The 20,074-nt window shown below is 68.7% G+C and carries 21 protein-coding genes; 12 read left to right on the top strand and 9 right to left on the bottom strand.

Features of this window, described 5'->3' with window-relative positions; genetic code table 11:
* Nucleotides 1-39 precede the first annotated feature (39 nt).
* Both QTH87_RS02470 and QTH87_RS02465 read right to left on the bottom strand, forming a co-directional pair.
* Complete coding sequence (locus tag QTH87_RS02470; protein WP_286606574.1) at nt 40-1,461, bottom strand: basic amino acid/polyamine antiporter; 1,422 nt, start codon at nt 1,459-1,461, stop codon at nt 40-42.
* A gap of 162 nt (nt 1,462-1,623) precedes the next feature.
* Nucleotides 1,624-2,847: a surface lipoprotein assembly modifier gene (locus QTH87_RS02465; RefSeq protein WP_286606573.1), complete on the bottom strand. Its 1,224-nt coding sequence runs from the start codon at nt 2,845-2,847 to the stop codon at nt 1,624-1,626.
* A gap of 197 nt (nt 2,848-3,044) precedes the next feature.
* Here QTH87_RS02465 and QTH87_RS02460 point away from each other — a divergent pair, with 197 nt between their 5' ends.
* From QTH87_RS02460 to QTH87_RS02450, 3 genes are read left to right on the top strand one after another with little or no spacing between them, the layout of a single operon-like run.
* Nucleotides 3,045-4,118 (top strand): SAM-dependent methyltransferase, encoded by a 1,074-nt coding sequence (locus QTH87_RS02460; RefSeq protein ID WP_286606571.1) that lies wholly within the window; start codon nt 3,045-3,047, stop codon nt 4,116-4,118.
* Nucleotides 4,111-4,914 (top strand): DUF1295 domain-containing protein, encoded by an 804-nt coding sequence (locus QTH87_RS02455; RefSeq protein WP_286606569.1) that lies wholly within the window; start codon nt 4,111-4,113, stop codon nt 4,912-4,914. Before QTH87_RS02460 ends, QTH87_RS02455 begins: the two co-directional genes overlap by 8 nt.
* Complete coding sequence (locus QTH87_RS02450) at nt 4,911-5,339, top strand: DUF2177 family protein (RefSeq protein ID WP_286606568.1); 429 nt, start codon at nt 4,911-4,913, stop codon at nt 5,337-5,339. The genes QTH87_RS02455 and QTH87_RS02450 overlap by 4 nt, the downstream gene beginning before the upstream one ends.
* 12 nt (nt 5,340-5,351) lie before the next feature.
* On the opposite strand, the gene QTH87_RS02445 is transcribed toward QTH87_RS02450, so the two are convergent.
* Together QTH87_RS02445 and QTH87_RS02440 are read right to left on the bottom strand one after the other, a co-directional pair.
* Nucleotides 5,352-6,020, bottom strand: a complete 669-nt coding sequence (locus tag QTH87_RS02445) for a ChrR family anti-sigma-E factor (protein WP_286606566.1) — start codon at nt 6,018-6,020, stop codon at nt 5,352-5,354.
* On the bottom strand, nt 6,017-6,577 hold the full coding sequence (locus tag QTH87_RS02440; RefSeq protein ID WP_286606564.1) for a sigma-70 family RNA polymerase sigma factor: 561 nt from the start codon (nt 6,575-6,577) through the stop codon (nt 6,017-6,019). Before QTH87_RS02440 ends, QTH87_RS02445 begins: the two co-directional genes overlap by 4 nt.
* 218 nt (nt 6,578-6,795) lie before the next feature.
* On the opposite strand from QTH87_RS02440, the gene QTH87_RS02435 reads away from it, so the two are divergent.
* From QTH87_RS02435 to QTH87_RS02415, 5 genes are all read left to right on the top strand, one after another.
* Nucleotides 6,796-8,166, top strand: coding sequence for an NAD(P)/FAD-dependent oxidoreductase (locus QTH87_RS02435; RefSeq protein WP_286606563.1), 1,371 nt, complete (start codon nt 6,796-6,798; stop codon nt 8,164-8,166).
* Nucleotides 8,163-8,972 (top strand): DUF1365 domain-containing protein, encoded by an 810-nt coding sequence (locus tag QTH87_RS02430; RefSeq protein WP_286606562.1) that lies wholly within the window; start codon nt 8,163-8,165, stop codon nt 8,970-8,972. Before QTH87_RS02435 ends, QTH87_RS02430 begins: the two co-directional genes overlap by 4 nt.
* Entirely contained in the window at nt 8,969-10,237 is a 1,269-nt protein-coding gene (locus QTH87_RS02425) for an SAM-dependent methyltransferase (RefSeq protein ID WP_286606561.1), read from the top strand. Before QTH87_RS02430 ends, QTH87_RS02425 begins: the two co-directional genes overlap by 4 nt.
* A gap of 76 nt (nt 10,238-10,313) precedes the next feature.
* Nucleotides 10,314-10,871: a fasciclin domain-containing protein gene (locus tag QTH87_RS02420; RefSeq protein ID WP_286606559.1), complete on the top strand. Its 558-nt coding sequence runs from the start codon at nt 10,314-10,316 to the stop codon at nt 10,869-10,871.
* 49 nt (nt 10,872-10,920) lie between these two features.
* Complete coding sequence (locus QTH87_RS02415) at nt 10,921-11,211, top strand: DUF4148 domain-containing protein (protein ID WP_286606557.1); 291 nt, start codon at nt 10,921-10,923, stop codon at nt 11,209-11,211.
* A gap of 37 nt (nt 11,212-11,248) precedes the next feature.
* Here the strand turns inward: QTH87_RS02415 and QTH87_RS02410 are convergent, their stop codons facing one another.
* The gene (locus QTH87_RS02410) at nt 11,249-11,647 is read right to left on the bottom strand and encodes a tautomerase family protein (RefSeq protein ID WP_286606555.1); all 399 of its coding nucleotides are present in this window, start codon (nt 11,645-11,647) and stop codon (nt 11,249-11,251) included.
* Between the two features lie 110 nt (nt 11,648-11,757).
* On the opposite strand from QTH87_RS02410, the gene QTH87_RS02405 reads away from it, so the two are divergent.
* A complete protein-coding gene (locus QTH87_RS02405) occupies nt 11,758-12,621 on the top strand; it encodes a LysR substrate-binding domain-containing protein (RefSeq protein WP_286606553.1) in 864 nt (287 codons plus the stop codon).
* Here QTH87_RS02405 and QTH87_RS02400 read toward each other — a convergent pair.
* Nucleotides 12,618-13,310: a glutathione S-transferase family protein gene (locus tag QTH87_RS02400; protein WP_286606552.1), complete on the bottom strand. Its 693-nt coding sequence runs from the start codon at nt 13,308-13,310 to the stop codon at nt 12,618-12,620. The genes QTH87_RS02405 and QTH87_RS02400 overlap by 4 nt on opposite strands.
* Before the next feature lie 251 nt (nt 13,311-13,561).
* On the opposite strand from QTH87_RS02400, the gene QTH87_RS02395 reads away from it, so the two are divergent.
* Nucleotides 13,562-14,653, top strand: a complete 1,092-nt coding sequence (locus QTH87_RS02395; RefSeq protein WP_286606549.1) for an OmpA family protein — start codon at nt 13,562-13,564, stop codon at nt 14,651-14,653.
* Between the two features lie 32 nt (nt 14,654-14,685).
* On the opposite strand, the gene QTH87_RS02390 is transcribed toward QTH87_RS02395, so the two are convergent.
* Nucleotides 14,686-14,994 (bottom strand): hypothetical protein, encoded by a 309-nt coding sequence (locus QTH87_RS02390; protein ID WP_444812734.1) that lies wholly within the window; start codon nt 14,992-14,994, stop codon nt 14,686-14,688.
* Nucleotides 14,995-15,174: 180 nt separating this feature from the next.
* A complete protein-coding gene (gene glmS / locus QTH87_RS02385) occupies nt 15,175-17,055 on the bottom strand; it encodes a glutamine--fructose-6-phosphate transaminase (isomerizing) (RefSeq protein ID WP_286606547.1) in 1,881 nt (626 codons plus the stop codon).
* A gap of 131 nt (nt 17,056-17,186) precedes the next feature.
* Here glmS and QTH87_RS02380 point away from each other — a divergent pair, with 131 nt between their 5' ends.
* Nucleotides 17,187-17,678: an Lrp/AsnC family transcriptional regulator gene (locus QTH87_RS02380; protein WP_286606545.1), complete on the top strand. Its 492-nt coding sequence runs from the start codon at nt 17,187-17,189 to the stop codon at nt 17,676-17,678.
* On the opposite strand, the gene glmU is transcribed toward QTH87_RS02380, so the two are convergent.
* Entirely contained in the window at nt 17,675-19,129 is a 1,455-nt protein-coding gene (gene glmU, locus QTH87_RS02375) for a bifunctional UDP-N-acetylglucosamine diphosphorylase/glucosamine-1-phosphate N-acetyltransferase GlmU (protein ID WP_286606544.1), read from the bottom strand. The genes QTH87_RS02380 and glmU overlap by 4 nt on opposite strands.
* Between glmU and QTH87_RS02370 the strand changes: the two genes are divergently transcribed.
* Entirely contained in the window at nt 19,128-20,015 is an 888-nt protein-coding gene (locus QTH87_RS02370; protein WP_286606543.1) for a DUF6279 family lipoprotein, read from the top strand. The two genes, glmU and QTH87_RS02370, sit on opposite strands and share 2 nt — an antisense overlap.
* Nucleotides 20,016-20,074: the final 59 nt, after the last annotated feature.

The following is a 20,074-nucleotide window of genomic DNA, read 5'->3' as shown; positions in this document are numbered from 1 at the left end:
AAGATTCCGTGTGGGAGCCGGTGTAGCCGGCCCGTGTGACTAGATCGTGATGCTGCCCGTCGCCAGACCGTGGATGCCGATCACCGCACCGACGACCGCGACCGCGAAGATGATCCAGTCGCTGAGCTTGAAGACGCTCTTGCCCTGCTCGCGGCGCGCCCAGATGTAGAGCGCCGAGCCCGGCGCATAGAGCACGGCCGACAGCAGGATGAACTTGAGCCCGCCCGCGTAGATCATGAAGATCGTGTAGACCACCGCCACCGAGGCCATGATCAGGTCGCGCTTGCGGTCCTCGGGGCGCAGCTGGTAGCTCTCGCCGCGCTTGGAGATCATGAAGCCGTAGGCCGCCACGAACAGGTAGGGGATCAGCGCCATGGCGCTGGTCAGGTTCAACATCAGCGCGAAGGCATCGTTCGAGAAGTAGGTGGTGATGACCAGCAGCTGGACGACGATGTTGCTGAGCCACAGCGCATTGGCCGGGACGCCGTTCTTATTTTCCCTGGCGAAGACCGCAGGCATGTCCTTGGTCTTGGCGGCGGTGAACAGCACCTCGGCGCAGATCAGCGACCAGGCCAGGTAGGCGCCGAGCACCGAGACGATGAGGCCGACGCTCACGAAGATCGCGCCCCACGGGCCGACCACGGCCTCGAGCACGGTGGCCATCGACGGCTGGCGCATGCCCGCGATGTCGGCGCGCTGCATCACCGCATAGGGCAGCATCGTGACCAGCACCATCAGGCCGGTGACGCCGATGAAGCCCAGGATGGTGGCCTTGCCGACATCCGAGCGCTCCTTGGCGAAGCGCGAGTAGACGCTGGCGCCCTCGATGCCGAGGAACACGAACACCGTCACCAGCATGGTGGCGCGCACCTGTTCGAAGATGCCGCCCTCGAGCCCGCCGCCATAGAGGTTGGCGCTGAACAGGTCCATCTTGAACGCGAAGGCGAGGATGACGAGGAACACCAGGATCGGGATGATCTTGGCGACCGTGACCACGCTGTTGATGAAGGCGGCCTGCTTGATGCCGCGCAGGATCATGAAGTGGAACAGCCAGATGCCGACCGAGGCGACCAGGATCGCGACCACCGTGTTGCCGTCGCCGAAGACCGGGAAGAAGGCGCCCAGCGTCGACTTGATCAGCACCCAGTAGGAAACGTTGCCGATGCAGCTGCCGATCCAGTAGCCGAAGGCCGACAGGAAGCCCGGGTAGTCGCCGAAGCCGGCCTTGGCATAGGCGAAGACGCCGGCGTCGAGGTCGGGCTTGCGCTCGGCCAGCGACTGGAACACCCGCGCCAGCATGTACATGCCGGTGCCGGCGATGAGCCAGGCGATGACCGCGCCCAACGGGCCGGTGGCGTTGGCGAAGGTGCGCGGCAACGAGAAGATGCCGGCCCCGACCATGCCGCCCACCACCATCGCGGTGAGCTGCATGCGGGACATCTTTTGTTCAGTCGAGGCCATGGCCAGTCCTTTGTTCTAGTTCGATCGATCGTCACGCGCCGCGGTGGCGGCGCCACGACGCTTTCCTCTCCGCCTGCCTGCTTGAATCAGCAACTGCGATTCGAGGATCAGTGCCCCCCCGGGGTTTGTCAAGGCATTCGACTTCGGGTGCGAACGCGCATCTCAGAACGACTTGCGCACGTTGATCCAGTATTCGGTGGCGCTGTAGTTCACGCCGAGTGCGTTGCTCTGGTCGCGTATCCACAGCAGCTCGGGCCGAAGGGTCCAGGTGGGCGCGAACTCCCACACCAAATAGGCACCGACCTCGTAGAGGTTGTCCTTTCGCCGCTGCAGCACGCCGTTGTCGAGTGCATCGGGGTGGAAGTGCACGCGCTCGTTGCTGTACGAGTCGCGCTCCCACCAGGCAAAGGTGCCCCAGCCCAGGCGCTTGTTCACGGTGAAGTCGAGGGCCACGCTGGCACCGAAGAAATCGGAACTGCCGTCGGGCCGGTTCTCGCCCGAGTACTGGCCGCCGCGCGCGTTGATCGTCAGGCTGCCGGCGCCGTCGAGCAGCGAATGGATCCATCCGGCCGAAGCCTCGGCAGCCGTGCGGCTGCGTTCGCGCAGGCGCCCTTCGGGATAGCGGCGCCGCAGGTATTCGGCGCCCAGCGTGATCTGGTTGTCGGGGTCGACGCGATAGCGGTAGTCGGTGAAGATGCCCGCGTCGTTGCGGAAATCGCCGTCGCCGCGGTAGCTGTTGCGACCGCGCACACCGACGGCCAGGTTGTTCTCGCCGAACGATCGGCTGCCGGCCAGGCGCCATCGCAGGTCCGAGTCGTTGCGGGTATCGGCGTTGTCGAAGGAGCGAAAGCGATAGTCGAGGCTGGCGTCGATCGCGTAGCCGTTGGCCAGCGCGTAGTTGAGGCCACCGCCGGCGCGGCCGTTCAGGAAGGCGTCGTGGCGATCGCCGCCGCCGAAGAAATCGGTCCCGCGGGTCGAGTTGACGCGGTAGCCGCCGATGCCGGTTTCGGCATAGCCGAAGGCCGTGAGCGGCCGGCCCTCGTCGAGCGCCTCGGCCGCGGCGCGGTTGTAGATCTCGACCTGACTCAGGAGATCCTGCGGCAGGTTGTCGAAGCGCAGCACGGTCTCGAATTCGATCTTGGCCTCGGCGTACTGGCCCAGCACGTAGTAGGCGCGGCCCAGCGCCAGGTGCGCGGCGACCGTGTCGGGTGCCTTCACGCTGGCAGCCTGCACCAGGGCCTGCGCCTGCGCCGGGTCGGGATCGGCGGCAAGGGCCGCTGTGGCGCCGAGCATCGCGAAGGTGGCCGCGCCATTTCGCAGCAGCGCGTGCAAGCGCCCCGGCCGGCGGCTGCCGCGTCCCATCCGCATTCTCGTCACTGGATTCATGGATGCTTTCCTGTCGAGAAACGTCGCCTCTTTTCGGTGCATTAGACACAGCGGGTCCCGCATGGGCAACCCGAACGATCCAATCGGTCCGCCTTGACAATTCCCCGAAAGCGCCGGGCAGCTGATCCAGATCCGCAACCGCCGCGTACAGCGCAGTGCGGCACCGCGTGGCGTGTCCGCTCACGAAGGAAGCGCACATGACGCAGGGCATTGCAGTGGCTGGAGCCATCCGCTGGGTCGAACGCGGCCGGGTGCCGGACCGCCTGGTTCGCATGGGCATCCGCCGCCTGCTGAAGGACCGGCTGGAAGAACTCGGCAGCGGCGATCGCACCGCCCGCGCGAGGCGGACGCACGAATTCGTGGCCGCGATGCGCGGCGCCGAACTGGCGCCCCTGCCCGCCATGGCCAACGCGCAGCACTACGAGCTGCCGGCCGCCTTCTTCGATGCGGTGCTCGGCGGCCATCGCAAGTACAGCAGCGCCTACTGGCCGGACGATGCGCAAACGCTCGACGAGGCCGAAGCGGCCGCGCTCGCCCTGACCTGCGAACGCGCGGGCCTCTTCGACGGCCAGCGGGTGCTGGAGCTGGGCTGCGGCTGGGGCTCGCTGAGCCTGTGGATGGCCGAACGCTATCCCGCGAGCCGGATCACGGCCCTGTCCAATTCGCACGGCCAGCGCAGCTTCATCGAAGCGAAAGCCGCCGAGCGGGGCCTCGCCAACCTCGAGGTCATCACGCAGGACATCAACCACTTCGACACGCAACAGCGGTTCGACCGCATCGTCTCGGTGGAGATGTTCGAGCATCTGCGCAACTGGCCGCGCGCCTTCGCCGGTATCGCGCGCTGGCTGGCGCCCGAGGGCCGCTTCTTCATGCACGTGTTCACGCACCGCGACGCGCCCTACGCCTTCGAGCCGCGCGACGAGAGCGACTGGATGAGCCGCCACTTCTTCTCGGGCGGCATGATGCCGAGCGATGACCTTGCCTCCCTGTGCCAGGACGAGTTGCGGCTGCTCGAGCGCTGGCGCTGGGAAGGCACGCACTACCAGCGCACGGCAGAGGCATGGCTCGCCAACATGGATCGCCGGCGTCCCGAGCTGCAGGCGCTGTTCGAGAAGACCTACGGCGCAGATGCCGACGTCTGGTGGAACCGCTGGCGCGTGTTCTTCATGTCGGTGGCGGAACTCTTCGGCTTCTCGAATGGCGGCCAATGGGGCGTGAGCCACTACCTGTTCGAGCGCCGGCTGCAGCCGGCTGCCGTTGCCGATGAATGAGGCCGCGACCCTTCTGCGCCCTGCGCTCGACGGCCTGGCGCTGATCGCCGGACTCTCGTTCCTGACCTGGCTGGCGAGCCTGGTGCGGCGCGACGCCAGCCTCGCGGATCGCGCCTGGCCCGCCTTCATCGGCGGTGCCGCAGTTGTCTACCTGGCGCACGCGGCGAACCCGGGTGCGCGCAGCTTCGTCATGGCCGGGCTCGCGGTGGCCTGGGCGCTGCGCCTGGGCATCTACATCACGCGCCGCAACCGCGGCCATGGCGAGGACCGCCGCTATGAGCAGATGCGCGAGCGCAACAGCCCCCACTTCGGCTGGAAGAGCCTCTACCTGGTGTTCGGGCTGCAGGCGCTGCTGGCGTGGCTCGTCGGCGCGCCGCTGCTGGTCGGAATCCTGGCGGCACCGGGCTTCGGCGTGCTGGATGCCGCGGGCGCGGCGCTGGCCTTCTTCGGCATCGTGTTCGAGGCCGTCGCCGACGCCCAGATGGCCCATTTCAAGTCGTCGCCCACGCACCAGGGCCGGGTCATGGATCGCGGGCTGTGGCGCTATACGCGCCATCCCAACTACTTCGGCGAGGCCTGCATCTGGTGGGGCCTGTTCCTCATGGCCCTCTCGGCCGCAGGCTCGGCCGGCGCCTGGACCGCGGTCTCGCCCGTGCTCATGACGGTACTGCTGCTGCGCGTGTCCGGCGTGCGCCTGCTCGAAAAGGACATGGCCGAACGACGGCCCGCCTACCGCGCCTACATGGCCCGCACCAACGCCTTCATCCCGGGGCCACCCCGCCAGGAACCTCCATGACCCTCAAGCAGTTCGCCATCGCCTACGGCGCCACCGCCGTGTTCTTCCTGGCGCTCGACGCCGTCTGGCTCTCGGTGATGGCCGAGCGCCTCTACCGGCCGGCCCTCGGAGGCCTGATGGCCGACGAGGTGGCCTGGGTGCCGGCGGCGGCTTTCTACCTCATCTATGTCGCCGGCGTGGTGCTGTTCGCGGTCGCACCGGCGCTGCCTCGCGCCAGCTGGGCATCGGCGCTCGGCTGGGGCGCGCTGCTGGGTTTCGTCGCCTATGCCACCTACGACCTGACCAACCAGGCCACCTTGAAGGCCTGGCCGTGGCAGGTGACGCTGGCCGACCTGTGCTGGGGCACCTTCGCGACCGGCGTGTCGGCGGCCGCCGCCTGCCGCGTCACGGCCTGGCTGGCGCCGGCGACGTCATCGGTCCGCTGAAGGGCCGGGGACTCACATCCCGATCAGCGAGCCCATCAGGCGCGCGATCGCGCCCTTGAACATCACGCGGCCTTCGACCGAGGCCAGGCAGATGCATTCACCGTTCTCGAGCACCTTGGGCTGGTGATGGATGTCGCCGTCGGTCTCGTCGAAATCGCCGGGGCCGAACAAGGACCGGCCGTCGTGGAAGGCGCCGTGCAGCACCTGCGTGAGTTCGCTCTGGCTGTGGGTGTGGAAGGCCAGTTCCTTGCCGGCGCCGATGCGCAGGAGGAAGACCTTCGCGGCCGCGTCGTACGGCACGCTGACACGGCTCCAGCGCATGCCCGGCGCGAGCCAGCGCCAGGGCGTGGCGCTGCAATGCGCCAGTGCCCGCGGCCAGGCCATGCCTTCGGGCAGGGTCGGCCGCACGAGCGGTGGCGCCGGCCGCTGCACCACGGATGCTTCAGGCATGTCGGGCTCCGCGTCGATGGCAGCCATGGCCTGAACCAGCGACTGCGAAGCCAGCACCGCGGGTGGCAGCGCCTCGAGCATGGCGCCGCCCAGGGATTCGAGCACGACCAGTCGATCGCGACAGTGCTCGCAATGGTCGAGGTGGCTGGCAACCAGCAGCGCGTGGCCGCTCGAGAGTCGGCCGGCCGCCTGGGCCAGCAGGAGTCCGTCGTCCGGATGGTGTTGGATCATGGTTCGAGCTCGTCGAGCAGCCGACGCAGATGATGGACGGCCAGCCGCACCCGCGACTTGACCGTGCCCAGGGGAATGCCGAGATCGTGCGCGATGCGGGCGTGGGGCTGCTCCTCGTAGAAGGACAGATGCAGAACCTGGGCCTGCTCGGCCGACAGCTGCTTGAGCGCCTCGCGGACGCCAAGCTCGCGCCGGCTGGCGCGCAGTTGCTCGTCGAGCGCCGGGGCGGTGTCGGGGAGTTCTTCGCCGGCCTCGTCCTCGAACACCACCGCGGCCGCACCCTGGCGCCGGAAATGATCGATGCGCAAATTGCGCGCGATGGTGAAGATCCAGGTCGACACGCCGGCCTGGGCCGGATCGAACATCGCCGCCTTGCGCCACACGCTGACCATGGTTTCCTGCGCCAGTTCCTCGGCCAGGCCCTCGGTGCTGCCGCCGCGCATCAGGTAGGACTTCACGCGCGGCGCGAAATGCCGGAACAGGACCGCAAAGGCCTGCCGGTCACCGGCCACCGCGACGGATCGCAGCAGCTCGCACAATTCTTCGCTGGTCGGCATCGCTCCCCGGTTCTGATGCAGCGTCAGGATGGACCGGCTAGGCGGCCTGGGCAGGTCGGGCCGGTCGCCCGCTGCGGATGGCTGTCGCACGGTGTTCATGCTGCTCGTACGCACCGCCGGCGAAATTAGATCACAGGCATCCGCCCAGGCGATCCAAAAGGGCGGCGGCTGCGTACAGATGCTCACACCCGCTCACACTAGCGCCAGGACCGACCGCAATGAGAACCCTTTTCGCCCCCGACCAGCCCGGCGCCGGCCCGGCCGCCGACTCGCCGATCCAGGACATCGCGGTGATCGGCAGCGGCATCTCGGGCCTCTCGGCCGCCTGGCTGCTGTCGCGACGGCACCGCGTGACGCTGTTCGAGGCCGACTCCCGTCCCGGTGGCCACAGCCACACGGTCGACGTCGCGACGCCGTGCGGCACGGTCGCGGTCGACACCGGCTTCATCGTCTTCAACGAGGCCGCCTACCCGAACCTGACCGCCCTGCTCGACCACCTCGGCGTGCCGACGCGCGACGCCGAGATGTCCTTCGCGGTGAGCCTCGACCAGGGCGCGCTCGAGTATTCCGGCAGCGGCCTAAGCGGCCTGTTCGCGCAACGCGGCAATCTGCTGCGCCCGCGCTTCTGGTCGATGTTGCGCGACCTGGTGCGCTTCTACCGTGAGGCGCCGGGCGAGGCCGGGCGCTTCGGCCTGCTGCCGCTCGACGACTACCTCGACCGACGCGGCTACGGCCGGGCCTTTCGCGACGACCACCTGTATCCGATGGCTGCCGCCATCTGGTCCACCCCGGCGGCCCGCATCGGCGACTATCCGACCGAAGCCTTCGTGCGCTTCTGCGAGAACCACCAGCTGCTGACCCTGGGTCGGCGCGACGCCTGGCGCACGGTCGAAGGCGGCAGCCGCAGCTACGTGCAGCGTCTCTGCGCACTGCTCGGCGATCGGCTGAGGCTGGGCAGCGCCGCCATCGAGGTGCGGCGGACCGGCCAGGGTGTGCAGGTGCGCAGCCACGGCAGGCCCGATGCAGAGCGCTTCGACCAGGTCGTGATCGCCACCCACGCCGACCAGGCGCTGCGCCTGCTGCCCGATGCGAGGGCCGACGAAACGAAGCTGCTGGGCGCCTTCCGCTACAGCCGCAACCGCGCCGTGCTGCACAGCGACCCGGCGCTGATGCCGCGACGCCGCGCGGTGTGGTCGAGCTGGAACTACCTGGCCGAGCGCGGGCGCGCCGAGGCGCTCAGCGTGAGCTACTGGATGAACCGCCTGCAGGGCATCGACGCCGCGACGCCGCTGTTCCTCACGCTGAACCCGATCCACGAACCCGCGCCCGCGCACCACATCCGCACCGAGACCTACGAGCATCCGCTGTTCGATGCCGACGCAATGCGCGCCCAGGCCGGCCTGTGGTCGCTGCAAGGGCGCGACCGCACCTGGTTCTGCGGCGCGTATTTCGGCTCGGGCTTCCACGAAGACGGCCTGCAGGCCGGCCTGGCGGTGGCCGAGGCTCTGGGCCAGGTGCGTCGGCCGTGGCAGGTGGCGAACGAATCGGGCCGGCTGCGCTTGCCCGCGGCGGGGGTCTCCGCTTCATGAACGGAGCAGCCAGCCCGCGCGAATCCGCGCTCTACGTCGGCCGCGTGACGCACCAGCGCCTGCGCCCGGCACGGCATCGCCTTGACTACCGGCTGTTCACGCTGCTGCTCGACCTGGACGAGCTGCCGGTGCTCGATCGCCGGCTTCGGCTCTTCTCGCTCAACCGATTCAACCTCTTCAGCGTGCACGAGAGCGACTACGGTGCGATCCCCGGCATGAGCCTGCGCGAGCACGTCGAACGGCAGCTGCGCGAGGCCGGCCTGCCGGGCGGCGGCGCGATCCGGCTGCTCGGCATGCCGCGCATCCTGGGCCACGTGTTCAATCCGCTCAGCGTCTTCTACTGCCATGCACCCGACGGCGCGCTGCAGGCCGTGCTCTACGAAGTGCACAACACCTTCGGCGAGCGCCACGCCTACCTGATTCCCGTCGACGCCGCCGAAGGCCGCAGCGAGCACATCGCGCAGCAATGCGAGAAGCGCTTTCACGTGTCGCCTTTCATGGGCCTCGACATGCACTACGGCTTCGGCCTCGCGCTGCCGGCCGCCGATCGCCCAGGCCTGCGCATCGACATCGAGGCGCGCGACGCCGACGGCGCGCTGCTGCATGCCCGCCTCGACGCGCAGCGCCGCCAGCTCGGCGATCGGGCGCTGCTGCGCGTGTTCCTGAGTCATCCGCTGCTGACGCTGAAGGTCGTGGCGGCGATCCACTGGGAGGCGCTGCGCCTGTGGCGCAAGGGCCTGCGCCTTCACCCGCACCCGATCCCGCCGGCACAGCCGGTCACCATCACCAAGGCCAGAGATTCATGAGCGCAACGTCCCCCTCGACTCCCGATTTCGGCACCGCATCCGGCGAAGGCAGCGACCGCGTCGCCGATGGACGTCGCCGTCTCGGCGCGCCGACGCTGCACCGCCTGCTCGCACGCCTGCTCGGCAACGTGGCCCGCGGCGCGTTGAGCGTGCAGCTGCCGGACGGCACGCGGCTCGAGGGGCGCGGCGCGGTCGACGGGCCGCAGGCCGCCATGACGCTGCACCGCTGGCGGCCGCTCGCGCGCCTGCTGCGCAAGGGCGACCTGGGCCTGGCCGAGTCGTACCGCGACGGCGACTGGTCGACGCCGGACCTCGCGGCGCTGCTCGAATTCGGCATCCGCAACGAGGACAGCTGGGGCGACGTGCTCGAGGGCTCGTGGCTCGCGCGCCGATTCGGCGACCTCTTCCGCTGGAGCCGCGCCAACACGCGCCCAGGCAGCCGGCGCAACATCGCCTTCCACTACGACATGGGCAACGACTTCTATGCCCAGTGGCTGGACCCGGCGCTGATCTACTCGAGTGCGCTCTACGCGACCGGCGACGAATCCCTCGAGGCCGCGCAGGCCGCCAAGCTCGATCGCATCGTCGAACTGCTCGCACCCCGGCCCGGCGCGAAGGTGCTCGAGATCGGCTGTGGCTGGGGCGCACTCGCAACCCGCCTTGCGGGCATTCACGGCGTGCACCTGACCGGACTCACGCTGTCGACCGAGCAGCTCGCGCATGCGCAGCAGCAGGTGCGCGCACAGCAACTCGACGCGGTCGACCTGCGTCTGCAGGACTACCGCGACGTCGAAGGTCAGTACGACCGCATCGTCTCGATCGAGATGCTGGAGGCGGTCGGCGAGCGCTTCTGGCCGACCTACTTCGACACCCTGCGGGAGAGGCTCGCGCCGGGCGGCTCGGGCGTGCTGCAGGTGATCACGATCGCCGACGACTACTTCGAGCGCTACCGCCGGAGCACGGACTTCGTGCAGCGCTTCATCTTCCCGGGCGGCAAGCTGCCTTCAGTGGCCGCCATGCAGAAGCACGCCGCACGCGCGGGGCTGGCAATGCACACCGCCGAATCCTTTGGCGAGAGCTACGCACTGACCCTGGCCGAGTGGCGTCGCCGCTTCCACGCGGCCTGGCCCACGATCGCCGCGCTCGGCTACGACGAGGGCTTCCGCCGGCTCTGGGAGTACTACCTCTGCTACTGCGAGGCGGGCTTTCGCGCCGGCCGTGTCGACGTCGGCCTCTTTACCTTCGCGCACGCGCCACGAAGCTGATCCGTCGCGGCAGGCGCCGCGTATCAAGTGCAGCCGCCGCGCATCTTCGCGGCGGCCCATCCAACAGGAGCACTTCATGCAGATCCCCTTCAAACGCGCCGCCTCCATCGTCCTCGCGGTCTCGCTCTCGGTCGGTGCGGTCTCGGCCATGGCACAGGTGATGGTCGGGGGCGCGCCGATGCTGCCGACCAAGGACATCATCGACAACGCGGTCAATTCGAAGGACCACACCACGCTGGTGGCCGCGGTCAAGGCAGCGGGGCTGGTCGACACGCTCAAGGGCCCGGGCCCCTTCACGGTCTTCGCGCCGACCAACGAAGCCTTTGCCGCACTGCCGCCCGGCACGGTCGACATGCTGCTCAAGCCCGAGAACAAGGGCAAGCTGACCACCGTCCTGACCTACCACGTGGTCCCCGGCAAGGTCGATGCCGCCACGCTCATGAAGCAGATCAAGGACGGCAACGGCATGGCGCAGCTCAAGACCGTGGCAGGTGGCTCGCTGACCGCGAAGACCAGCGGCGGCAAGGTCATGGTCGTCGACGAGAACGGCAATGCGGCCACCGTGACCATTGCCGACGTCATGCAGTCCAACGGCGTGATCCACGTCGTCGACAAGGTGCTGCTGCCCAAGTGATGGCGCCGCAGTCCTTTCCCCCTTCACCCGATCTCCAGAGGTATCCATCATGAACACCACACGCATCGCGACCACCGCATTGCTCGGCCTCTCGGCGTTCGCCGCCCATGCCTTCCAGGGCGAGCAGAATCCGCTGCCGCCGGCACCCTTCCAGTCGATGCAATCGCGCGCCGAGGTGCGCACGCAGGCCATGAACCCGGTGCGGATTTCCAATGGCGGCACCGGCATCGGCGCACCTGTCGGCATGGCCGACCGCGCCCAGGTGCGCGCGGGCGCACGAGCCATCACGTCGGCAGGCGCGGCCGCGTATGGCGACACCACGAGCCTGCGGGTGAACTAGGCGGCGATCGTCCGCAGGGCCATCGGCGGCCCGGCGCTCACACGCCGGCCTGCTGGTGCCGGAACTCCTGCGTCAGGCCGCCGTAGCCATAGGCCGCGGCGCGGGCATCGATCAGATGCACGTACGACACCTCGTGCAGGTCGCCCCGGATCTCGGCCATGGCGGCATGCAGCTCGCGCAGGTAGCGCGCCTTCTCGGCCTTGGTGTTTGTCTCGTCCGTGATGCTGATGTCGAGGTGAAAGGCAGAGCGGCCCAGTTCCGCCAGCGAGCTGCCGCCGATGAACCAGCTGTCGGCCGCGATGTACTGCACCGTGGTGGCGATTACCGGAAGCCGCTTGTCGAGGATGCGTTGGGTCAGCTCTGCAACCTTGTCGACGACGCGGCGCGTGAGACGGGCATCGGGCTCTCCCGAGAGATGAATGACGATGTGGGGCATGGCGGCGACTCCTTCATTGAAACGAGATGGCGCCATTGTGGGAATCGGTCTTCCATCTGAAAAGCGGGAAGATATGATGCATGTCATCGGTTCTACGAATGCATTCCTCCATGCAGCCCCTCGATCTCGAACAACTGCGCACGCTGGTTGCGGTGGCCGACGCCGGCAGCCTCACTGCGGGCGCGCCGCTGGTCTTCCTTTCGCAATCCGCGGTCAGCGAGCAGATGCGCAAGCTCGAGGAACGCGTCGGGCACCTGCTCTTCGATCGCAGCAAGGCCGGCGTCACGCCGACCCCTGCAGGCCTGCGGCTGCTCGGCCATGCGCGTCGCCTTCTGGCGGCCAGCGACGAGGCGCTGCGTGACGTGCAGGGCGAGACGCTGGAGGGCGAGCTGCGCCTCGCGGTCACCGACTATTTCCGGCCCGGCGAGCTGAGCCGGCTGCTCGCCCGCATCGGCGAGAGCTATCCGCGGCTGCGCCTGCACGTGAGCGTGCTGCAGGGCAGCGCGATGGAGGCCGCCCATGGGCGCGGCGATTTCGACATCGGCCTCGCGATGCGGATCCAGGCGCCCGCGGCCCGCCCCGGCTCGGCCGCGGCGCCGTTGCGCCGCGAAGCGCTGGCCTGGGTCGGCGCCGACGGTCGGCAGCCGGCGCGCGGCGAGCCGGTGCGCCTCGTCGTGCTGCCCGACAGCTGCACGCTGCACCAGTTCACGCTGCGACTGCTGCGCGAACGGCGCGTGGCATTCACTGTGGCGCACGTGGCCTCGGGCGTCGCGGGCCTGCAGTCGGCCCTGGTGGCGGGGCTCGGCGTCGCCTGTCTCAACGAATCCTCGCTGTGTGCCGGCATCGCGCGGCTGGCAAAGCCGCATGGCCTGCCGGCGCTGCCGCGCGTGGCCTTCCAGTTCATGCCGGCACGCCGCGGCGAGGACCAGCGCGTCACTCGGGTGCGGGAGTTGCTGGCTGCCGCGCTGGCCTAGTCCGCAGACCCGGTGTCGAGAAAGCGCGCGTCGAGCCCCGCGCGCCCCGGATAGAACCTGAACCAGGGCCGTGCCTGATCGATGGTGCGCGCCACCGAGGGCCGGCTGACCAGGCGCTCGAAGTACGCGGCGAGGTTCGACTGGCCAGCCGCCAGCGGCACATAGGTCAGCGCGAAGAACAGGGCCGGCGCGGCTGCGCAGTCGGCCATGCTGAAGGCATCACCGGCGACCCACGTGCGGCCCTCGAGATGGCGGTCGATCCACGCGAAGGACGACGCGAGGGAGTCCCGCGCATGCGCAGCACCGCGAGGGTCTCGCTGTTCCTCGGGCCGCAGCAGATCCGCGGTGCAGGCCTGCATCGGCGTCATGACGTACTGATCGAAGAGGCGGTCCCACAGGCGCACCTCGAGCGCCTGGTCCGGATCGTCCGGGATCAGCCGGCGTGCAGAAGGCGCGTGGTGGCGCTGCAGGTGCTCGATGATGATGCTGGTCTCCGCCACCGGCCGGCCCCGGTCCACCAGCAGCGGCATCTTGCCGGTAGGCCACAGGGCGAGGAAATCGGCCCGCGCGGCGGGGTCGCCGAGGTCCAGCAGATGGCTGTCGAACTCGATCTGCATCTCGTCGAGCGCGATCAGAACCTTGTGGCAATACGAGGACAACGGGTGGTAGTGAAGCGTCGGCTTTGGCATCGGACCTCATCGAGAAAACGAGGCTGGCACTTTAGCGCCGACGCGGCGTCCTACATGCGCCTAGATTCAGTTCGTTGCCCGCGAGCCACCAAGCGAATGCAATTCGGCAAGAAGTGCAACAGCGGATGGCCCGGAACCCTCTCCCGCATCACTCGGTTGCATCCGTGCGAACCAATCCGTTGGGCCAAGCCTATCGTCAGCCTGCCTGAAGACCCAGCTCCGCCCAATCAATCTGCTTCGTGAGGCTCACCATGTTCGATCGACGCGCTCTTGTGGTTTGTTGTGTTCTTGCCATTCCCGGCGCGGCCTCCCTGGCGCAATCCACGTACACCGCGGACCAATACTTCGACGACCGCTGGTACGTCACGCCCTTCGGCACCTACGTACGGCCCGACGGCGCCCGCAATGCCGACAACGGATGGGGCGGAGGGATCGCGATCGGCAAGCCGATCAGCCCGAGCTGGAACATCGAACTGCGGCCGCAGTACGAACAGCTCGACGGCAAGTTCGGCAGCGACGACAAGTACAAGAACTGGAGCGGAACGCTCGACGCGCAATGGTTCTTCATGGGCCGCCGCGGCTTCCAGGTGTGGCAGTCGAACAGCGTGCAGCCCTACCTGGTGGGCGGGGTCGGCGCCATCAACGACAAGTACAGCACGCCCTTCGGCAGCGAAAGCAAGACCAGCTTCATGGCCAACCTCGGCGGCGGCGTGGTCTGGCCGTTTTCCTCCTGGGGCCGGCTGGTTGCGGACATCCGCTACCGCTACGACGACAACAAGGGCGGCTTCGTCGCCAACAAGAGCCACCTGAACGACTGGCTGTTCACGGTCGGCCTCCAGATCCCGCTGGGCCCGCGCCCGCAGCTGGCGCAAGCCGCCCCGCCGCCGCCCCCGCCCCCGCCGATGGCGGCCGTGCCGCCGCCGCCACCGCCGCAGCCGCGCAATTTCGAGATCGCGTCCGACGGCACCTTCATCTTCGACAAGGCCGAGTTGACGCCCACGGGTCGCGAGCGCGTCGAGGCCTTGCTGCAGGAACTCAAGCGCACCAACGTGCAGCCGCGCGCGATCCTCATCGTCGGCTACACCGACCCGCTCGGCAGCGTCGAATACAACCAGCGGCTGTCGGTGGCGCGAGCCAACGCGGTGCGCGACCACATGGTGCGCGTCGGCGTGCCGGCCGGCATCATCCAGACCGAAGGCCGCGGCAAGACCAACCTGAAGATCACCGAAGCCGAATGCCGCTCCGCGGGCAAGGCCAGGAACCGGACCGAGCTGATCGCGTGCCTGCAGCCGAACCGGCGCGTGGAGATCCGTGTGACGGGAGACGTGGTGGCGCCTTCCTGAGCGCGGACCGGATACCTGCCGCCTGTCTGGCGTCAAGGGAAGCCCAGGTCCAGGCCGAGCATCCCGCTGAAGCCGAAGGTCAGGAGCAGGAGGCCGAGGAGCGACAGTGCGAAGACGGCGACCACCTTGCCGCCCGCGCGCAGCACCGCGCCGCGCTTCTCCTGCTCGTCCTTCTTCTTCTCGTTCTTTCCGCGTTCGTAGTGCCACTTGATGGCCAAGAACATGCACGTGCCGAACACGAGAACCTTGAACGTCACGAGGACTACAGGCACCCATTCCATTGTTAACACCATCCATCGTGAGAAGCACTGCGTCAAGCGCTGCCGAAGCGGCTGCTTCATTGCGTGACCGACAGTCTCGCAGCGGATGTCCGGCATGCATAGGCTCAGAATCCGGGGATTTCTCCGTATCAGATGGCGTGTCGCGCTTTCCGCTTTCGTCTGCGACACCCATGCGTGGCAAACGCCCGGCTGCATCCTCCGCCGGGGTGGTGGTTGTTGGTCCGGACTGGCTTGTGGCGCCTACTCCACGGTCACGCTCTTGGCCAGGTTGCGCGGCTTGTCCACGTCCGTCCCCCTGGCGCAGGCCGTGTGATAGGCCAGCAGCTGCAGCGGCACCACATGCAGCAAAGGTGACAGCGCGCCGTAATGCTCGGGCATGCGGATGACGTGGATGCCTTCGCTGTTCTCGATGCGCGTGTCGCCGTCGGCCAGCACGTAGAGCACACCGCCCCGCGCGCGCACCTCCTGCAGGTTGCTCTTGAGCTTCTCGAGCAGCGCGTCGTTGGGCGCCACCGTGACCACCGGCATCTCGCTGGTCACGAGCGCGAGCGGCCCGTGCTTGAGTTCGCCGGCGGCGTAGGCCTCGGCGTGGATGTAGGTCACTTCCTTGAGCTTGAGCGCGCCCTCGAGCGCGATCGGATAGTGCAGGCCGCGGCCAAGGAAGAGCGCGTTCTCCTTGCGCGCGAAATCCTCCGACCAGCCGATGATCTGCGGCTCGAGCGCGAGCACCGACTGCAGCGCCACGGGCAGGTGCCGCATCTCCTTCAGGTAGCGGGCCTCGTCCGCCTCGGCGAGCCGCCCCTTGGCCTGCGCAAGCGCCAGCGTGAGCAGGAACAGGCCCGCGAGCTGGGTCGTGAAGGCCTTGGTCGAGGCCACGCCGATCTCGACGCCTGCGCGCGTGATGTAGGCCAGCTTGCATTCGCGCACCATCGCGCTGGTCGCCACGTTGCAGATGGTCAGCGTCTGCGTCATGCCGAGCGACTGCGCATGGCGCAGCGCCGCGAGCGTGTCGGCGGTCTCGCCCGACTGGCTGATGGTGACGACCAGCGTGCGCGGATCGGGCACCGAGTCGCGGTAGCGGTATTCGCTCGCGATCTCGACCTGGGTCGGGATCTTCGCGATGCCCTCGAGCCAGTACTTGGCGGTGCAGCCGCTGTAGTAGCTGGTGCCGCAGGCCAGGATCAGCACGCGGTCGATCTCGTCGAACACGCGCCATGCGGCCGCGCCGGGCACGCCGTCGCTGCCCGGGCCGTCGAACAGCTCGGGCACGATGCCCTCGACGCCCTCGAGCGTGTCGGCGATCGCGCGCGGCTGCTCGAAGATCTCCTTCTGCATGTAGTGGCGGTAGGGGCCGAGCTCGGCCGCGCCGCTGTGGGCCTGCACGGTGCGCACCGTGCGGCTCGCGGGCTTGTGCTGCCGGTCGACGATCCAGTACTTGCCCGGCTGCAGGTCGACCACGTCGCCCTCCTCGAGGTAGACGATCTGGTCGGTCACGCCGGCCAGCGCCATGGCATCGCTGGCGAGGAAGTTCTCGCCCTCCTCCTTGCCGACGCCGAGGATCAGCGGCGAGCCGGCTCGCGCCCCGACCACGCGGTTCGGCTCGTCGCGGCAGATCGCGGCGATCGCGTAGGCGCCGTGCAGCTGCGTCACGCTGGCCTTGACCGCCTCGAACAGGTCGCCGTCGTAGTGGCTGTCGATCAGGTGGGCGATGACCTCGGTGTCGGTCTGGCTCGCGAACACGTAGCCGCGGGCCTGCAGCGCGGCGCGCAGGGCCTCGTGGTTCTCGATGATGCCGTTGTGGACCAGCGCGATGCGGCCGGGCCGCGCGACCTCTGCATCGGCGCCCGGCCCGTGGCTGAAGTGCGGATGGGCGTTGTGCACCGCCGGCGCGCCGTGCGTGGCCCAGCGCGTGTGGGCGATGCCGGTGGTGCCCTCGATGTGATCGTCGCGCACCTGGGCCAGCAGTTCGGCCACCCGCGAGGTGGTTCGCGCGCGCTGCAGGCCGCCGGCATGCACCGCGACGCCGCAGGAGTCATAGCCGCGGTATTCGAGCCGCTGCAGGCCCTGCACGAGAACGGGAACGATGTTGCGACCGGAAACGGCGCCGACGATGCCACACATGGGTTGCTCCTGGGTTGAGGTGCCGATCGTAGGCCGGCCTCAATGGAATTACAGATCAATCTTCACGCCAGAATGAATCCAGATTTCACAGCTCTGACGTGTTGATGATTTATTCCATAATCACCAATTCGATGAAATCAATCACCCTAGACGAAACCGATCTCCACCTGCTCGACGCACTCCAGCGCGACGCCTCGCAAAGCAACCAGGCACTGGCCGAGCGCTTTCACATCTCGCCGCCGACCTGCCTGCGCCGCGTACGTCGGCTGCGCGAAGGCGGCTGGATCGCGGCCGAGGTCGCGCTCGTCGACCCGGCGCACGCGGGCCCGCTGCTGACGGCGGTGGTGGAGGTCTCTCTGGACCGGCAGGATGCCGACTCGCTCGCCGCCTTCGAGCAGCGCGTCGTGCCCGACGAGGCGGTGCAGCAGTGCTACCGCGTCTCGCCCGGCCCCGATTTCGTTCTGATCGTCACCGTGGGCGACATGGCGGGCTACCAGGCGCTCGCGCAGCGGCTGTTCACGAGCGACGCCAACGTGCGCAACGTCAAGGCCTTCTTCAGCCTGGCACGCGCCAAGTTCTCGACCCGCCTGCCGCTGGCGGGCCTGGTGGCGCCGCCTGGCTAGTCCTTCTTCGGCGCCTTCTGCGGCCGCTCCCAGTCGGCAAAGCTGGCCTGCCGCGCACGCGAGACCGTGAGCGTGCCGGGTTCGGTGCTCTTGGTGATCGTCGAGCCGCCGCCCACCGTGCCGCCGGCACCGATCGTGATCGGCGCCACCAGCACGCAGTTGCTGCCCACGTGAACGTCGTCGCCGATGATCGTGCGGTGCTTGTTGGCGCCGTCGTAGTTGGCCGTGATGCTGCCGGCGCCGTAGTTCACGCGCTGGCCCACGGTGGCATCGCCGAGGTAGGCCAGGTGATTGGCCTTGGCGCCGTTGCCGAGGGTGGAATTCTTGACCTCGACGAAGTTGCCGATGTGCACCTCGGCACCGAGCCGCGCGCCGGGCCGCAGCCGCGCGAAGGGGCCGATGCGGGCGCCGGCACCGATGGTCACGCCGGCCTGCTCGCCATCGATGTGGGTGAAGGGGTGGATCACGGCACCGCTCTCGATGCGGGCATTGGCGATCACGCAGTTGGCACCGATGCGCACGTCCGCGCCCAGGGACACCGCGCCCTCGAACACGCAGTTGACGTCGATCTCGACGTCCGATTCGCAGACCAGCGTGCCACGCAGGTCGAAGCGCGCCGGGTCCGCCAGGCGCACGCCCTGACTCATCAGCTGCTCGGCCCGACGCAGTTGCAGCGCGCGCTCGAGCGCGGCCAGCTGCGACGGGCTGTTGACGCCCGCCACCTGCAGCGCGTCCTCGATGCGGTGCGCCACGACAGGCACGCCGTCGACGGTCGCGAAGCCGACGATGTCGGTCAGGTAGTACTCGCCCTGGGCATTGTGGTTGTCGAGCCGCGCGAGCCAGGCGCGCAGCAGCCGCGCGGGCACCGCCATGACGCCGCTGTAGATCTCGCGGATGGCGCGCTGCGCCTCGCTCGCGTCCTTCTCCTCGACGATTGCCTGCACCTCGCCTTCGGACTCGGCATCGGCGCCGTCGGTCGCGCCCTGCACGCGCACGATGCGGCCGTAGCCCTTGGGATCGGCAACCCGGATGGTCAGCAGCGCGAGCCGGCGGCCTGCGCTTTCGGCCACCAGCGCACGCAGGGTGTCGGCATCGATCAGGGGCACGTCGCCCGAGAGCACCAGCACCGTGCCGTCGTCGGGCAGGAGCGGGATGGCCTGCTGCATCGCATGGCCGGTGCCGAGCTGCGGCATCTGGCGCGCGAACAGCGGCGTGGCGCCCGACATCGTCCCCGCGAGGGCTGCCTCGACCTCGGGCGCGCCATGGCCGGTGACGACCACGATGTGGCGGCCGCCGATGCGGGTCGCGGTGTCGATCACGTGGGCCACCAGTGCACGACCGCCCAAACGATGCAACACTTTGGGCAGGCTGCTCTTCATGCGCGTGCCCTTTCCGGCCGCCATGATCACGACGTCGACCGGCTCCTGGTTGTCCTGCGTACTCTGATTCATGCCACTCTCTCGAAAATGTTGCGCAACGCTGGGCCGAATTATCGGCGCGCTGGCGCTGGCTGCTGCGCTGGCCGCCTGCAGCACCGTCAAGCTCGCCTACAACAACCTGCCCGAGATCAGCTACTGGTGGCTCGACGACTACGTCGACTTCGACGATGCGCAGACGCCGCGCGTGCGCGACGAACTGCGGCAGCTGCTGGCCTGGCACCGGCGCGAGGAGTTGCCGAAGCTGGCGGCCCTGCTTCAGCGCATGCAGGCGTTGGCGCCGGACGACGTGACGCCGGCGCAGGCCTGCGAGCTGGTCGATGCCTTCCGCGTGCGGCTGCTGGCGGTGGCCGAGCGGGTCGAACCGGCCGCGGCCGAGCTGGCGCGCAGCCTCGACGCAGCACAGCTCGCACAGCTCGAGCGCAAGTACCACAAGCTCAATGACAAGTACCGCGAGGACTGGCTCGCGCGCAGTCCCGAGCAGCAGCGCGACAAGCGATACGAACAACTGCTCGACCGCAGCGAGGATTTCTACGGCCGGCTCGATGCCGCGCAGCGCGAATGGCTGCGCGAGCAGGTCGGGCCGCCTGCCTTCGATCCGGTCGAGATCGACGGCGAGCGCCGCAAGCGCCAGCAGGAGACACTGGCGCTGCTGCGCGGCCTGCGGGCCGATGGCCAGGGGGCCGAGCAGGCGCGCGCCGAGGTGCATGCCTACGTGATGCGCATCGGAACCCCACCGCCCGGGCCCGCGCGCGAACGCCAGCGGGCGATGCAGCAGGAGGCCTGTCGTACCTTCGCGGCGCTGCACAACCAGACCACCGCCGCCCAGCGCGAGAAGGCGGTGCGGCGACTGCAGGGTTACGAGGGCGACCTGCAGCAGCTGTCGGGCCAGCCGTCCTGACGCCCCGCGGCGCGCCTGCGGACGACGCCACACCGCCGGTTCGCGACTTTGTGCGTAGT

The organism is Variovorax jilinensis (assembly GCF_030316885.1).
In the GTDB taxonomy this organism is placed as follows: Bacteria; Pseudomonadota; Gammaproteobacteria; order Burkholderiales; family Burkholderiaceae_C; genus Variovorax; species Variovorax jilinensis.
This window is presented reverse-complemented; position numbering and strand designations above follow the sequence as displayed.

Bases quoted from the DNA above. Each gene is read 5' to 3' on its own strand.
- QTH87_RS02470 (WP_286606574.1), bottom strand. From the start codon at position 1,461: ATGGCCTCGACTGAACAAAAGATGTCCCGCATGCAGCTCACCGCGATG.
- QTH87_RS02465 (WP_286606573.1), bottom strand. From the start codon at position 2,847: ATGAATCCAGTGACGAGAATGCGGATGGGACGCGGCAGCCGCCGGCCG.
- QTH87_RS02460 (WP_286606571.1), top strand. From the start codon at position 3,045: ATGACGCAGGGCATTGCAGTGGCTGGAGCCATCCGCTGGGTCGAACGC.
- QTH87_RS02455 (WP_286606569.1), top strand. From the start codon at position 4,111: ATGAATGAGGCCGCGACCCTTCTGCGCCCTGCGCTCGACGGCCTGGCG.
- QTH87_RS02450 (WP_286606568.1), top strand. From the start codon at position 4,911: ATGACCCTCAAGCAGTTCGCCATCGCCTACGGCGCCACCGCCGTGTTC.
- QTH87_RS02445 (WP_286606566.1), bottom strand. From the start codon at position 6,020: ATGATCCAACACCATCCGGACGACGGACTCCTGCTGGCCCAGGCGGCC.
- QTH87_RS02440 (WP_286606564.1), bottom strand. From the start codon at position 6,577: ATGCCGACCAGCGAAGAATTGTGCGAGCTGCTGCGATCCGTCGCGGTG.
- QTH87_RS02435 (WP_286606563.1), top strand. From the start codon at position 6,796: ATGAGAACCCTTTTCGCCCCCGACCAGCCCGGCGCCGGCCCGGCCGCC.
- QTH87_RS02430 (WP_286606562.1), top strand. From the start codon at position 8,163: ATGAACGGAGCAGCCAGCCCGCGCGAATCCGCGCTCTACGTCGGCCGC.
- QTH87_RS02425 (WP_286606561.1), top strand. From the start codon at position 8,969: ATGAGCGCAACGTCCCCCTCGACTCCCGATTTCGGCACCGCATCCGGC.
- QTH87_RS02420 (WP_286606559.1), top strand. From the start codon at position 10,314: ATGCAGATCCCCTTCAAACGCGCCGCCTCCATCGTCCTCGCGGTCTCG.
- QTH87_RS02415 (WP_286606557.1), top strand. From the start codon at position 10,921: ATGAACACCACACGCATCGCGACCACCGCATTGCTCGGCCTCTCGGCG.
- QTH87_RS02410 (WP_286606555.1), bottom strand. From the start codon at position 11,647: ATGCCCCACATCGTCATTCATCTCTCGGGAGAGCCCGATGCCCGTCTC.
- QTH87_RS02405 (WP_286606553.1), top strand. From the start codon at position 11,758: ATGCAGCCCCTCGATCTCGAACAACTGCGCACGCTGGTTGCGGTGGCC.
- QTH87_RS02400 (WP_286606552.1), bottom strand. From the start codon at position 13,310: ATGCCAAAGCCGACGCTTCACTACCACCCGTTGTCCTCGTATTGCCAC.
- QTH87_RS02395 (WP_286606549.1), top strand. From the start codon at position 13,562: ATGTTCGATCGACGCGCTCTTGTGGTTTGTTGTGTTCTTGCCATTCCC.
- QTH87_RS02390 (WP_444812734.1), bottom strand. From the start codon at position 14,994: ATGAAGCAGCCGCTTCGGCAGCGCTTGACGCAGTGCTTCTCACGATGG.
- glmS (WP_286606547.1), bottom strand. From the start codon at position 17,055: ATGTGTGGCATCGTCGGCGCCGTTTCCGGTCGCAACATCGTTCCCGTT.
- QTH87_RS02380 (WP_286606545.1), top strand. From the start codon at position 17,187: ATGAAATCAATCACCCTAGACGAAACCGATCTCCACCTGCTCGACGCA.
- QTH87_RS02370 (WP_286606543.1), top strand. From the start codon at position 19,128: ATGCCACTCTCTCGAAAATGTTGCGCAACGCTGGGCCGAATTATCGGC.
- glmU (WP_286606544.1), bottom strand. From the start codon at position 19,129: ATGAATCAGAGTACGCAGGACAACCAGGAGCCGGTCGACGTCGTGATC.